The sequence below is a fragment of the Pseudomonas sp. NPDC089743 genome, assembly GCF_044748785.1.
Lineage (GTDB): Bacteria > Pseudomonadota > Gammaproteobacteria > Pseudomonadales > Pseudomonadaceae > Aquipseudomonas > Aquipseudomonas putida_X.
In genome coordinates this window covers 112,293-126,837 of sequence record NZ_JBIVGS010000007.1, presented here as the reverse complement: position 1 = coordinate 126,837, position 14,545 = coordinate 112,293, and the positions used below count along the sequence as shown (strand labels likewise).

Genomic DNA, 14,545 nt, shown 5'->3' with positions numbered 1-14,545 from the left:
CTCAGGGAAAACACTCCCTCACAATCCTTAACAAAGTGTCATTTGCGCAACGCCGGGCTCCAGCGCAGCATATCCAGCCCGGTGTCCACCCATTTATCGGCATCGCGCAACAGATCGAAGCTGTCTGGCAGGAGCAACCAGCGCCCGATCAGGCCATCGACATAGGCAAACAGGGCCACGGCCGCTCGCTCCACATCCAGCCCGGCCGGCAACTGTTCACGGCGTACGGCATTGGCCAAAAGGTAATGCCTTCGTGGCAATCCAGCACCGCGCCTTGGCGCTGCTGGCGAATTTCACACATGTCATCGGTGAACTCGCACTTGTGATGCAAGATCTCATTGATACGCCGGGTCCGGGCGTCGAGCACCAGCTCGTTGAACACTTGCAACAGCAGCTTGCGCATGCAGCCAAGAGGGTCCAGCTCGTCCTCGCTTTCACTGGCCCGCGCCAAATGGTCATGGGTTTCGTGCAGGCTGTCGAGCAGCGCCTGCACCAACTCCGCCTTGTTGTTGAAATGCCAGTAGATGGCACCGCGGGTCACGCCCGCCAGCTCGGCGATGTCAGCAAGGGTGGTTCGTGCAACCCCACGCTTGTAGAAAGCCTTTTCCGCCGCCTCGATGATCTGAGTTCGGGTTTCCTGGGCTTCTTCTTTGGTTCGACGGACCATGGCAGTACAACCTCATCTGGGCCCACAGGCACGCTGCCGGTGGGGAATCCGCCGGGGTCACCTCTGAAGGGCGCCTCCGGATGGGCTAATCAAGGGGCCGGATAGTAGCCAAGTACCACCCTACGGTATTTACAAACAACCATGAATGTAAGTATATTCGTTAGTAAGCTATTTATCCAACCTGATAGCATTTTTTCTGACAAGACTCTTCCATTACTCTTGAGCGTCTCCCTGCTCTAGCGACCCGAGGATCCTCATGCAATTCAAGCCAGCCGTTACCGCTCTGGTTTCCGCCGTCGCCCTGGCAACTCTGCTAAGTGGCTGTAAGAAAGAAGAAGCCGCGCCCGCAGCACAGGCTCCTCTGGTCGGCGTCGTGACAATTCAGCCCCAGGCCTTCACCTTGACCTCCGAGCTGCCGGGGCGCACCAGCGCCTATCGCGTTGCCGAAGTGCGCCCACAGGTCAATGGCATCATTCTCAAGCGCCTGTTCAAGGAAGGCAGCGACGTCAAGGCCGGTCAGCAGCTGTACCAGATCGACCCTGCCGTCTACGAGGCGACCCTGGCCAACGCCCAGGCCAACCTGCAGGCTACCCGTTCGCTGGCCGAGCGCTACAAGCAGCTGATCGACGAACAGGCGGTGTCCAAGCAGGAATACGACGACGCCAATGCCAAACGATTGCAGGCCGAGGCCGCGCTCAAGAGCGCCCAGATCGATCTGCGCTACACCAAGGTACTGGCGCCGATCAGTGGCCGCATCGGTCGCTCGTCGTTCACCGAAGGTGCGCTGGTGAGCAATGGCCAGACCAATGCCATGGCTACCATCCAGCAACTCGACCCGATCTACGTCGATGTCACGCAGTCCACCGCCGAGTTGCTCAAACTGCGTCGTGACCTGGAAAGTGGCCAGCTGCAGAAGTCCGGCGACAACGCCGCCTCCGTCCAGCTGGTGCTCGAAGACGGCAGCCTGTTCAAGCAGGAAGGTCGCCTGGAGTTCTCCGAAGTGGCGGTCGACGAGACCACAGGTTCGGTGACGCTGCGCGCCATCTTCCCCAACCCTGACCACACCCTGCTGCCCGGCATGTTCGTGCACGCGCGGCTCAAGGCCGGGGTCAACAGCAATGCCATCCTGGCCCCGCAGCAAGGCGTGACACGTGACCTCAAGGGTGCACCCACTGCGCTGGTAGTCAACCAGGAGAACAAGGTCGAACTGCGCCAGCTCAAGGCCAGCCGCACCCTGGGCAGCGATTGGCTGATCGAAGAAGGCCTGAACCCGGGCGACCGCCTGATCACCGAAGGCCTGCAGTACGTGCGCCCAGGTGTCGAGGTCAAGGTCAGCGATGCCACCAACGTCAAGAAACCGGGCAGCCCTGATCAGGCCAGCGCGGCCAAAGCAGACGCCAAAGCGGAGTAAACCATGTCGAAGTTCTTTATCGATCGCCCGATCTTCGCCTGGGTGATCGCCTTGGTGATCATGCTCGTCGGCGCTTTGTCGATCCTGAAGCTGCCGATCAACCAGTACCCGAGCATCGCGCCGCCGGCTATCGCCATCTCCGTGACCTACCCGGGCGCCTCGGCGCAAACCGTGCAGGACACCGTGGTGCAGGTGATCGAGCAGCAGCTCAACGGCATCGACAACCTGCGTTATGTGTCCTCGGAGAGCAACTCCGACGGCAGCATGACCATCACCGCCACCTTCGAGCAGGGCACCAACCCTGATACCGCGCAGGTTCAGGTACAGAACAAGCTGAACCTGGCCACCCCACTGCTGCCGCAGGAAGTGCAGCAGCAAGGTATCCGCGTCACCAAGGCAGTGAAGAACTTCCTGATGGTGATCGGCCTGGTGTCCGAAGACGGCAGCATGACCAAGGATGACCTTGCCAACTACATCGTTTCCAACATGCAGGATTCGATTTCGCGTACGGCAGGTGTGGGTGACTTCCAGGTATTCGGTGCACAGTACGCAATGCGTATCTGGCTCGATCCGGCCAAGCTGAACAAGTTCCAGCTGACCCCGGTCGACGTCAAGAACGCGGTCGCCGCGCAGAACGTGCAGGTTTCCTCCGGCCAGCTCGGCGGCCTGCCTGCGATGCCGGGCACCCAGCTGAACGCCACCATCATCGGCAAGACCCGCCTGCAGACCGCCGAGCAGTTCGAGAAGATCCTGCTCAAGGTCAACAGCGACGGTTCGCAGGTTCGCCTGAGTGATGTTGCCCAGGTCGGCCTGGGTGGCGAAAACTACGCCATCAGCGCCCAGTTCAACGGCAAGCCGGCCTCGGGCCTTGCGGTCAAGCTGGCAACCGGTGCCAACGCCCTGGATACCGCCACGGCCTTGCGCAAGACCATCAGCGAGCTGGAGCCGTTCTTCCCGCCAGGGGTGAAAGCGGTATTCCCGTATGACACCACACCGGTGGTCACCGAATCGATCAGCGGGGTTATCCACACCCTGATCGAAGCCGTGGTCCTGGTATTCCTGGTGATGTACCTGTTCCTGCAGAACTTCCGCGCCACCATCATTACCACCATGACCGTACCGGTGGTATTGCTGGGCACCTTCGGCATCCTTGCCGCAGCGGGCTTCAGCATCAACACCCTGACCATGTTCGCCATGGTTCTGGCCATTGGCTTGTTGGTGGACGACGCCATCGTCGTGGTGGAGAACGTCGAACGGGTCATGTCCGAGGAAGGCTTGCCGCCCAAAGAGGCAACCAAGCGGTCGATGGAGCAGATCCAGGGCGCGCTGGTGGGCATCGCCCTGGTACTGTCGGCAGTACTGCTGCCGATGGCCTTCTTCGGCGGCTCCACGGGGGTGATCTACCGGCAATTCTCCATCACCATCGTCTCGGCCATGGGCCTGTCGGTGCTGGTGGCGCTGATCTTCACCCCGGCCCTGTGCGCCACCATGCTCAAGCCACTCAAAAAGGGCGAGCACCATGTAGCCAAAGGTGGCTTCTTCGGCTGGTTCAACCGTAACTTCGACCGCGGTGTGACCGGCTACGAGCGCAGCGTGGGCACCATCCTGCGCAACAAGGTGCCGTTCCTGCTGGGCTATGTCTTGATTGTCGTCGGCATGATCTGGCTGTTCACCCGCATCCCTACCGCGTTCCTGCCAGAGGAAGACCAGGGCGTACTGTTCGCCCAGGTACAGACCCCGGCCGGTTCCAGTGCCGAGCGCACCCAGGTGGTGATCGACAACATGCGTGATTACCTGCTCAAGGACGAAGCCGATACCGTGTCGTCGGTGTTCACCGTCAACGGCTTCAACTTTGCCGGTCGCGGGCAAAGCTCGGGCATGGCGTTCATCATGCTCAAGCCATGGGACGAGCGCACCAAGGAGAACAGCGTGTTCGGCCTGGCCGAGCGTGCCCAGCAGCACTTCTTCAGCTTCCGTGATGCGATGGTGTTCGCCTTCGCGCCGCCTGCGGTAATGGAACTGGGTAACGCCACCGGCTTCGACGTCTTCCTTCAGGACCGTGGGGGCGTCGGCCATGCAAAACTGATGGAAGCGCGCAACCAGTTCCTGGCCAAGGCCGGCCAGAGCAAGGTGCTCAGCGGCGTGCGCCCGAACGGCCTGAACGATGAGCCGCAGTACCAGCTGACCATCGATGACGAACGTGCCAGCGCCTTGGGCGTGACCATCTCCGACATCAACAACACCCTGTCGATTGCCTTGGGTGCCAGCTACGTCAACGACTTCATCGACCGCGGCCGGGTCAAGAAGGTGTACATCCAGGGCGAAGCGAACGCCCGGATGAGCCCGGAAGACCTGCAGAAGTGGTACGTGCGCAACGGCGAAGGCGAGATGGTGCCGTTCTCGTCCTTCGCCACCGGCGAGTGGACCTACGGTTCGCCCAAGCTCTCGCGCTACAACGGTGTCGAGGCGATGGAAATCCTCGGTGCCCCGGCCCCAGGCTACAGTACCGGTGAAGCCATGGCCGAGGTGGAGCGTATCGCTGGCGAACTGCCGGACGGTATCGGCTACTCCTGGACCGGCATGTCCTACGAGGAAAAACTCTCCGGCTCGCAGATGCCGGCACTGTTCGCCCTCTCGATCCTGTTCGTGTTCCTGTGCCTGGCTGCACTGTATGAAAGCTGGTCGATCCCGATCGCCGTCGTGCTTGTCGTTCCACTGGGCATCATCGGTGCGCTGATCGCCACCAGCCTGCGCGGCCTGTCCAATGACGTGTACTTCCTGGTCGGCCTGCTGACTACCATCGGCCTGGCGGCGAAGAACGCGATCCTGATCGTGGAATTCGCCAAGGAACTGCACGAGCAAGGCAAGAGCCTGTTTGACGCAGCGATCGAGGCATGCCGCATGCGTCTTCGCCCGATCATCATGACCTCGCTGGCATTCATCCTGGGCGTGGTACCGTTGACCATTTCCAGCGGCGCGGGCGCGGGCAGCCAGCATGCCATCGGTACTGGGGTAATTGGCGGCATGATCAGTGCGACCGTACTGGCCATCTTCTGGGTACCGCTGTTCTTCGTCGCAGTGTCGTCGCTGTTCGGCAGCAAAAAGCCGGAAAAGGACGCCACCCCTGAAACTCCACGTTATGAGGCTGGGCAATGACCAAGTCTTTGTTGTCCCTTGCGGTAACCGCTTTCATTCTCGGCGGCTGCTCGCTGATCCCTGACTACCAGACCCCGGAAGCACCGGTGGCTGCGCAGTGGCCGCAAGGCCCTGCGTACTCGCCGACCGAGTCGGCCGATGTGGCCGCCGCCGAACAGGGCTGGCGCCAGTTCTTCCACGACCCGGCACTGCAGCAGTTGATCCAGACTTCGCTGGTCAACAACCGCGACCTGCGCGTGGCGGCGCTGAACCTCGATGCCTACCGTGCGCAGTACCGCATCCAGCGCGCTGACCTGTTCCCGGCGGTTTCGGCCACTGGCAGCGGCAGCCGCCAGCGCGTCCCGGCTGACCTGTCGACCACCGGCGAAGCCAACATCACCAGCCAGTACTCGGCCACCCTGGGTGTCAGCGCCTATGAGCTGGACCTGTTCGGCCGCGTACGCAGCCTGACCGAGCAGGCTCTGGAAACCTACCTGTCCAGTGAGCAGGCGCGTCGCTCCACGCAGATCGCCCTGGTGGCCAGCGTGGCCAACGCCTACTACACCTGGCAGGCCGACCAGGCGCTGTTCAAGCTGACCGAAGAAACGCTCAAGACCTACGAAGAAAGCTACAACCTGACCCGCCGCAGCAACGAAGTCGGTGTGGCGTCGGCGCTCGACCTCAGCCAGGCGCGCACCGCTGTGGAAGGGGCACGGGTCAAGTACTCGCAATACCAGCGCCTGGTAGCCCAGGACCTCAACAGCCTGGCTGTGCTGGTGGGTACCGGCATCCCGGCCAACCTGCCCAAGCCGCTGGAGCTCGATGCCGACCAGCTGGCGGAAGTGCCGGCTGGCCTGCCGTCGGACCTTCTTCAGCGCCGCCCGGACATTCAGGAAGCCGAACACCTGCTCAAGGCCGCCAATGCCAACATTGGCGCAGCGCGAGCAGCGTTCTTCCCGAGCATCAGCCTGACCGCCAACGCGGGCACCCTGAGCCCGGACATGGACGGGCTGTTCAAGGGTGGTTCGGGGACCTGGCTGTTCCAGCCGCAGATCAACCTGCCGATCTTCAACGCCGGCAGCCTGAAGGCCAGCCTGGACTATTCGAAGATCCAGAAGGACATCAACGTCGCCAAGTATGAAAAGACCATCCAGACCGCCTTCCAGGAAGTCTCCGATGGCCTGGCGGCGCGCAAGACCTTCGAAGAGCAGTTGCAGGCGCAACGTGACCTGGTGCAAGCGAACCAGGATTACTACCGCCTGGCCGAACGCCGTTACCGCATCGGCATCGACAGCAACCTGACCTTCCTCGATGCCCAGCGCAACCTGTTCAGTGCACAGCAGTCACTGATCACCGATCGCCTGTCGCAGCTGACCAGCGAGGTCAACCTGTACAAAGCGCTCGGCGGTGGCTGGTATGAGAAGACTGGCCAGGCCAATCAGCAGGCATCGGCGGCAACACCGAAGAGCTGAGTGCTCGGGTTAAAAGCACCAAGCCCATCCCTGGCGGTGGTGCCAGTCAGTCCAGCGTATTGGGGCCGCTTTGCGGCCCATCGCCGGCAAGCCGGCTCCCACAGAGTTCTGAGGTCCACCTCAGATAGCGGACATCCCTCCATCTTTTGGGAGCAGCCCAGATCCCTGTGGGAGCCGGCTTGCCGGCGATGGGGTGCGTAGCAGCCCTGAAAACGCTTACTGGCTGCCATGACTGCCAGGGATGTTTTTACATCACCACGCTGCCTGACAAATAATTAACCACCTGGAACATTCCGTTCGATTATCGCCCGCTTCCGCTTGCGACGAATTGCCTCACCGCTGCCCTCCCCCGCACCATCCTCCCCAGCAACACGTTGCCAATTCGACAGAAAAGACCCGCCCTGCAGGCCGCACGCTGCAGCGCACCGGTTCGCCAATAAAAACAAGAGATCCACGACAGATGAGCATTTCGCACCCCGCACGCCAGCTGCTGCCCGGCCTGTTGGCCATCTCCTGCGCCCTCCCCGCATTGGCCGCCGAAGGCGGTTTCATGGAGGACGCCAAGGCCACCCTCAACCTGCGCAACTTTTACATCAACCGCAACTTCGTCGACCCGGCGCACTCCCAAGCCAAGGGCGAGGAATGGACACAGAGTTTCATCCTCGATGCCCGCTCCGGCTTCACTCAGGGCGTCGTAGGCTTCGGCGTGGATGTGCTGGGCATGTACTCGGTCAAGCTCGACGGCGGCAAAGGCACCACCAACACCAACCTGCTACCGGTCCACGATGACGGCCGGCCTGCCGACGACTTCGGCCGCCTGGGCGTTGCGCTGAAAGCCAAGCTGTCGCAGACCGAGCTGAAAGTAGGCGAATGGATGCCCGTGCTGCCGATCCTGCGCTCGGATGACGGCCGGTCGCTGCCGCAGACCTTCCGTGGCGGCCAGCTCACCTCGAAAGAGATCGAGGGCCTGACCCTGTACGCAGGTCAGTTCCGCGCCAACAGCCCACGCAACGACGCAAGCATGGAAGACATGTCGCTCAACGGCCGAGCGGCGTTCACCTCCGATCGTTTCAACTTTGGCGGTGGCGAATACACCTTCAACGACAAGCGCACGATGATCGGCCTGTGGGATGCCCAGCTCAAGGACATCTACCGTCAGCAGTACATCAACCTGGTACATAGCCAGCCGCTGGGCGAATGGACCCTGGGCGCCAACCTCGGCTACTTCATCGGCAAGGAAGACGGCGCCGAACGTGCAGGCCAGCTCGACAACCGTACTGCCTCGGCGATGCTCTCTGCACGCTACAAGGGCAACACCTTCTACGTCGGCCTGCAGAAAGTCAGTGGCGACGATGCCTGGTTGCGGGTCAACGGCACCAGCGGTGGCACCCTGGCCAACGACAGCTACAACTCCAGCTTCGACAATGCCAAGGAACGGTCCTGGCAGGTGCGCCATGACTTCAACTTCGTCAGCGTCGGTATCCCCGGGCTGACCCTGATGAACCGCTACATCAAAGGTGACAATGTCACCTCTGGCAGCATCGACGACGGCAAGGAATGGGCGCGGGAAACCGAACTGGCCTACGTGGTGCAGTCGGGGTCCTTCAAGGATCTTTCGGTGAAATGGCGCAACTCCACCATGCGCAGGGACTTCAGCACCAACGCGTTCGATGAGAACCGGTTGATCGTCAGTTACCCGTTGAGCCTGTTGTGATCCCCCGGCCATCAGCCATTCGCAGTGCCACCATTCGCTAAGCTGATGATGGTGGTGCGCCACAGGCTATCCTGAGCATCATGAGTGGCCTGTGCCCCCACCACGGCGGCACAGGCTACCCCCATGCAGGCAGGCCACCGAGGGAGGAACGACAATGAAAAACCTCGTCGAACACCTGAGCCAGTACGCAAGCTACCACCGCGACCCACGCAATATCGCTACCCACTTCGTCGGCATTCCGCTGATCGTGCTGGCAGTGACCATCCTGCTGTCGCGCCCAGGCTGGGACGTGGCCGGAGTGTGGCTGTCCCCTGCCCTGCTGGCCGCTGCGGCGTCGGTGTGGTTCTACCTGCGCCTGGACCTGCGTTTCGGCTTGGTGATGGGCTTGCTGCTGGGGCTGTGCCTATGGGTTGGCCAGGCATTGGCGCTGCAAAGCACCGCGCTGTGGCTCAGTGCCGGGGCAGGAGCGTTCGTGCTGGGCTGGATCATCCAGTTCGTCGGGCATTACTACGAGGGCCGCAAGCCTGCCTTCGTCGACGATATCAGTGGGCTGATCATAGGGCCGCTGTTCGTGGTGGCAGAAGCGGCATTCATGCTGGGCATGTGCCCGGCGCTCAAGCAGGCTGTAGAGGCCAATGCCGGGCCGGTGGCGCTGCGCTCTGTGTAGGCGCGACCCAAGGCCGCCCCTACAGGCGTGAGCTTCACGGCTGTTGACGAGACTCTACACCCAGTTCATCCCACACCGACTCTGCCAGGTGGAAGGTGGCATTGGCCGCCGGGATACCACAGTAGATAGCGCTCTGCATCAGCACTTCCTTGATCTCATCACGGGTCACACCGTTGTTGGCCGCCGCGCGCAGGTGCAACTTGAGTTCGTCGTTGCGGTTCATGCCGATCAGCATCGCGATGGTGATCAGGCTGCGCGTATGCCGTGGCAGGCCCGGGCGGGTCCAGATATCACCCCAGGCATGGCGGGTGATCATTTCCTGGAACTCGCCATTGAAGTCGTTGAGTTTTTCCAGGCTGCGATCCACATGGGCATCGCCCAGTACCGCGCGGCGTACTTGCATGCCGGCGTCGTAGCGTTGTTTCTCATCCATGGCAGAGTCCTCAGCGAGCCAGCAGGAAGTCAAGTACGCGAAGGCTGAACGCCTCGCCGATCTCGACGTTGGACAGGTGCGCTGCCGGGAATTCGGCATAGGTGGCACCGATGATCGCGGCCTGCATGAAGCGGCCATGTTCCGGCGTGGTCACCACGTCCTCGGTACCGGCGACAACCAGCGTAGGCACCTGGATACGGCCGAGTTGCTCACGGTAGTCGGCATCGCGTACCGCCGCGCAGTTGGCGGCATAGCCCTGTGGAGAGGTCTGCGCGAGCATCTGGCAGATGCGCTGCGCCTGCTCAGGTTGAGCCTGGGCAAAATCGGGGGTGAACCAGCGAGCGATCGAGGCGTCGCGCAGGTCGGCCATGGCTTGCTGCCCGCCTTTGAGCACCATGTCGATGCGGGTATTCCACACCTCGTCATTGGCGATCTTGGCAGCGGTATTGCACAAAGTCAGGCTGTGCAGGCGCTCGCCTGCATTGATCCCCAGCCACTGGCCGATCAGGCCCCCCATGGACAGGCCAACGAAGTGGGCATGGGCGATATCCAGCGCATCGAGCAGCGCCAGCACATCACCCCCCAGTTGCTCGATGCTGTAGGGACCCTCGGTGACCAGCGAAGCGCCGTGACCGCGGGTGTCGTGACGCAGTACACGGAAATGCTCGCTCCACAGCGGAATCTGGCTGTCCCACATGCCCAGGTCGGTCCCCAGGGAGTTGGACAGCACCAGCACCGGGGCATCATCCGGGCCATCGAGTCGATAGTTCAGTACGCCATCGGCCAGTTGCAAATGCGCCACAGCGGTCTCCTTCAGGCAGTGAAACGTTGATGTTCAGCCACGGCGCGCGCCACCCAGACGCGGGCCTGACCAAGGTAATGGGCAGGGTCGAGCAGACGGTCGAGTTCCTGTTCGGTCAGTTCGGCAGTCACCTGCGGCTCGTCGCCCAGCACAGCGCGCAAATGGCGCTGTTCGGCGACTGCGCGCTGGCAGCATTGCTCGAGCAAGTGATGGGCGCGGTCGCGGCCAAGGCGCTGGGCCAGAACGATGCTCACCGCCTCGGCCAGCACCAGCCCCTGGGTCAGGTCGAGGTTACGGCGCATGCGCTCGGCGTCCACCTCCATGCCTTCGACGATCACCTGGGCCTGGCGCAAGGCGCCTGAAACCAGGCAGCAGATCTCCGGCAGTGTTTCCCACTCGGCATGCCACAGGCCGAGGCTGCGCTCGTGCTCCTGGGGCATGGCTGCGTAAAGCGTCGATAGCAGCCCTGGAACCCGGGTGGCAGCACCGATCAGGACTGCCGCGCCCACCGGGTTGCGCTTGTGCGGCATGGTCGACGACCCACCCTTGCCAGGCGCGGAAGGCTCGAACACCTCACCCGCCTCGGTCTGCATCAGCAGGCTGACATCGCGGCCCAGCTTGCCGAGGCTACCGGCAACAAGGCCCAGCACCGAGGCGAACTCCACCAGGCGGTCGCGCTGGGTGTGCCAGGGTTGCTCGGGCAAGGTCAGTTTCAACTGTGCAGCCAGGCCCTCGGCGACCGGCATAGCTTTACTGCCCAAGGCCGCCAGGCTGCCGGAGGCGCCACCGAACTGCAATACCAGCAAGCGCGGACGCAGCTCCTGCAGCCGTTGACGGTGGCGGGTAACGGCGCCCAGGATGCCGGCCAGTTTCATGCCCAGGGTCACCGGGGTGGCGTGCTGCAGCCAGGTACGCCCCACCAGTGGTGTGTCGGCGTGCTGCAGGGCCTGGCGCGACAAGGTTTCGGCCAGCGTGGCGAGGTCGGCCTCGATCAGCCCCAGTGCATCACGCAACTGCAGCACCAGCCCGCTATCCATCGCATCCTGGCTGGTGGCGCCCAAGTGCACATAGCGCTCGGCCTCGGGAACACCACTGGCGACCACCTTGCCCAGCGCCTTGACCAGCGGGATTGCCGAGTTGCCTGCCGTGGCGATGGCATCGGCAAGCGCACGAACGTCATAGCGCTCGGCCTGGCAGGCTGTCTCGATGGCCGCAACCGCGCTGAGCGGCACCAGGCCGGCAGCGGCCTCGGCACGGGCCAGGGCAGCTTCGAAATCGAGCATGCCTTGCAGGCGGCCGCGGTCAGAGAAGATCTCGCGCATGGCCGGGGCGGTGAAATAGGCGTCGAACAGTAGGTTGCTCATGCAACGTCCTTAATCATCATGGTGCAGATACGCCGCCTGTTTCGGCAGACGCAGGCTGAACAGGAACGCGATGGCCATCATCGCCGTCACGTACCAGTAAAAGGTGTTCTCCATCCCCAGGCTTTTCAAGCCCAGGGCCACGTACTCGGCCGAGCCGCCGAACATCGCGTTGGCTACCGCGTAAGCCAGGCCCACACCCAGCGCACGCACCTGCGGTGGGAACATCTCGGCCTTCACCAGGCCACTGATCGAGGTGTAGAAACTGACGATGCACAGTGCCAGGGTCACCAGCACGAAGGCCATGAACGGGCTGCTGACGGTTTTCAGCGCCATCAGCAACGGCACGGTGAACAGCGTGCCCAAGGCACCGAACAGCAGCATCGAGTTACGTCGGCCGATGCGGTCGGAGAGCATGCCGAAGAACGGCTGCATCACCATGTACAGGAACAAGGCACCGGTCATCACGAAACTGGCGTTCTTGGCGCTCATGCCCGCGGTGTTGACCAGGTACTTCTGCATGTACGTAGTGAAGGTATAGAAGATCAGCGAGCCACCGGCGGTATAGCCGAGCACGGTGATGAAGGCCGCCGTGTGGTTGCGGAACAGGCCTTTGATGGAACCTGCATCCTTGTCCTTGCGGGTTTCGGCATTGCTGGTCTCGTGCAGCGAGCGGCGCAGCATCAGCGAGATCAGCGCGGCGATGGAACCGACCACGAACGGGATGCGCCAGCCCCAGGCACGCAATTCTTCTTCGGTCAGCATTTGTTGGAGGATCACCACCACCAGCACGGCAAGGAGTTGGCCACCGATCAGCGTGACGTACTGGAACGATGCGAAGAAACCGCGCTGGCCACGCAGCGCCACCTCACTCATGTAGGTCGCGGTGGTGCCGTACTCGCCGCCTACCGACAGGCCCTGAATCAAACGGGCGAGCAACAGCAATGCCGGAGCCCAGGTGCCAATGCTCGAGTAGGTAGGCAAACAGGCAATCATCAAGGAGCCGAAACACATCATCAGCACCGAGATCATCAGGGAATTCTTGCGGCCATGGCGGTCCGCCAGGCGACCGAAGATCCAGCCACCGATAGGCCGCATCAAGAAGCCAGCAGCGAACACGCCAGCGGTATTGAGCAATTGAACGGTGGGGTCGTCAGAGGGGAAGAAGGCCGGGGCAAAATAGATTGCACAGAAGGCGTAGACATAGAAGTCGAACCATTCCACCAAGTTGCCTGAAGAGGCACCGACGATGGCGAAGATGCGCTTGCTGCGCTCTTCACCGGTGTAATAGGTTGAGGTCATGACGGCTTTACTCCTGGAGTGTCCTAGGTAGGTCTAGACATACTTAGTAACACACTCGTTCCGCTTCCGCGCTGGCTATTGGCCTTGTGTCGCATAAGTCCGGCCCCTTCGCGGGCCAAGCCCGCCCTCACAAGGGAGGCGTGGTCCCCTGTAAGAACGGGCTTGGCCCGCGAAGAGGCCGGAACAGGTCAAACCCGCTCGATGGCCAGCGCCAGGCCTTGGCCAACACCGACACACATGGTCGCCAAGCCCTTGCGCCCGCCGCTCTTTTCCAGTTGGTGCAGCGCAGTCAGTACCAGGCGCGCACCACTCATGCCCAGCGGGTGGCCCAGGGCAATGGCACCGCCGTTAGGGTTGACTTGCGGTGCATCATCGGCCACGCCCAGCTCACGCAGCACCGCCAGGCCTTGGCTGGCGAAGGCTTCGTTGAGCTCGATCACATCGAAATCGCTCATGGCCACACCCAGGCGCTCGGTCAGCTTGCGCACTGCGGGTACCGGGCCGATGCCCATCACCCGGGGCGCCACACCGCCGCTGGCCATGCCCAGAACACGGGCACGCGGGGTCAGGCCGTGCTTCTTCACCGCCTCAGCCGAGGCCAGGATCAGTGCAGCAGCACCGTCGTTGACGCCCGAGGCATTACCAGCGGTGACGGTCTTGTCCGGGCCGTTGACCGGCTTGAGTTTGGTCAGTGCCTCGAGGGTGGTTTCCGGGCGCAGGTGCTCGTCGCGCTCGACGATGGTTTCGCCCTTCTTGTGGGCGATACGCACAGGCACGATTTCTTCGGCGAAGAAGCCCGCCGCCTGGGCTGCTGCGGCCTTCTGCTGGCTGCGCAGGGCGAATGCATCCTGATCGGCACGCGAAACCTGGTAATCGTCTGCGACGTTATCAGCGGTTTCAGGCATGGAATCCACACCGTACTGGCCCTTCATCAGCGGGTTGATGAAGCGCCAACCGATGGTGGTGTCCTCAAGCTTCATGTTGCGCGAGTAAGCGCTCTCGGCTTTGCCCATGACAAACGGCGCGCGCGACATGGACTCGACACCGCCGGCAATGGCCAGCTCCATCTCGCCGCTGGCGATGGCACGGAATGCAGTACCGATGGCGTCCATACCCGAGGCGCACAGGCGGTTCAGGGTCACGCCCGGGATAGTCTCGGGAAGGCCCGCCAGCAGCAGGGCCATGCGTGCCACGTTGCGGTTATCTTCACCGGCCTGGTTGGCACAGCCAAAGAACACTTCGTCGACCTGATCCCACTTCACACCCGGGTTGCGCTCGATCAGCGCCTTGAGCGGTACAGCGGCCAGATCATCGGCACGCACGCCAGCGAGGGCGCCGCCGAAGCGGCCGATCGGGGTGCGAATAGCGTCACAGATAAATACGTCGCGCATCAAGCTTCTCCTGCCAGTGGGCCACGGGCCTCGGCGGTGCGGGGTTCAAAGTCACGCAGCGCACCCAGCTGGACCTCGGTTCAGGGTGCTACGTTGAGCCCAGATTAAGGAGAGTGGTGGGTCGCTGACAATCCGATAATCGACTATCAGTGCGGTTATCGAACATTTTGTCATCCAACCCACCCTCTCT

The 14,545-nt window shown here is 62.4% G+C and carries 10 protein-coding genes and 1 pseudogene; 5 read left to right on the top strand and 6 right to left on the bottom strand.

From position 1 onward, the window contains the following. Positions 1-38: 38 nt before the first annotated feature. Positions 39-667: pseudogene (locus ACIPZC_RS14825) on the bottom strand (TetR family transcriptional regulator). Between the two features lie 256 nt (positions 668-923). On the opposite strand from ACIPZC_RS14825, the gene ttgA reads away from it, so the two are divergent. The 5 genes from ttgA to ACIPZC_RS14800 all read left to right on the top strand — a co-directional run bounded on the left by ttgA (position 924) and on the right by ACIPZC_RS14800 (position 9,066). After that, positions 924-2,078, top strand: a complete 1,155-nt coding sequence (gene ttgA / locus ACIPZC_RS14820) for a toluene efflux RND transporter periplasmic adaptor subunit TtgA (protein ID WP_012312947.1) — start codon at positions 924-926, stop codon at positions 2,076-2,078. 3 nt (positions 2,079-2,081) lie between these two features. After that, entirely contained in the window at positions 2,082-5,234 is a 3,153-nt protein-coding gene (ttgB, locus tag ACIPZC_RS14815; RefSeq protein WP_241804789.1) for a multidrug efflux RND transporter permease subunit TtgB, read from the top strand. Further along, a complete protein-coding gene (locus ACIPZC_RS14810; RefSeq protein ID WP_241804788.1) occupies positions 5,231-6,685 on the top strand; it encodes an AdeC/AdeK/OprM family multidrug efflux complex outer membrane factor in 1,455 nt (484 codons plus the stop codon). Before ttgB ends, ACIPZC_RS14810 begins: the two co-directional genes overlap by 4 nt. Before the next feature lie 460 nt (positions 6,686-7,145). Next, entirely contained in the window at positions 7,146-8,399 is a 1,254-nt protein-coding gene (locus ACIPZC_RS14805; RefSeq protein WP_400627701.1) for an OprD family porin, read from the top strand. 154 nt (positions 8,400-8,553) lie between these two features. Next, the gene (locus ACIPZC_RS14800) at positions 8,554-9,066 is read left to right on the top strand and encodes a DUF962 domain-containing protein (protein ID WP_241804786.1); all 513 of its coding nucleotides are present in this window, start codon (positions 8,554-8,556) and stop codon (positions 9,064-9,066) included. 34 nt (positions 9,067-9,100) lie between these two features. Here ACIPZC_RS14800 and pcaC read toward each other — a convergent pair whose 3' ends face one another. From pcaC to pcaF, 5 genes are all read right to left on the bottom strand, one after another. Beyond that, a complete protein-coding gene (gene pcaC / locus ACIPZC_RS14795) occupies positions 9,101-9,499 on the bottom strand; it encodes a 4-carboxymuconolactone decarboxylase (RefSeq protein WP_241804785.1) in 399 nt (132 codons plus the stop codon). Positions 9,500-9,509: 10 nt separating this feature from the next. Beyond that, entirely contained in the window at positions 9,510-10,301 is a 792-nt protein-coding gene (gene pcaD, locus ACIPZC_RS14790) for a 3-oxoadipate enol-lactonase (protein ID WP_400627698.1), read from the bottom strand. Positions 10,302-10,312: 11 nt separating this feature from the next. Further along, positions 10,313-11,665, bottom strand: coding sequence for a 3-carboxy-cis,cis-muconate cycloisomerase (locus tag ACIPZC_RS14785; protein WP_400627696.1), 1,353 nt, complete (start codon positions 11,663-11,665; stop codon positions 10,313-10,315). A gap of 9 nt (positions 11,666-11,674) precedes the next feature. After that, positions 11,675-12,964 (bottom strand): MFS family transporter, encoded by a 1,290-nt coding sequence (locus tag ACIPZC_RS14780; RefSeq protein WP_241804782.1) that lies wholly within the window; start codon positions 12,962-12,964, stop codon positions 11,675-11,677. 188 nt (positions 12,965-13,152) lie between these two features. Then, the gene (gene pcaF / locus ACIPZC_RS14775) at positions 13,153-14,358 is read right to left on the bottom strand and encodes a 3-oxoadipyl-CoA thiolase (RefSeq protein ID WP_400627694.1); all 1,206 of its coding nucleotides are present in this window, start codon (positions 14,356-14,358) and stop codon (positions 13,153-13,155) included. Between the last annotated feature and the right edge of the window lie 187 nt (positions 14,359-14,545).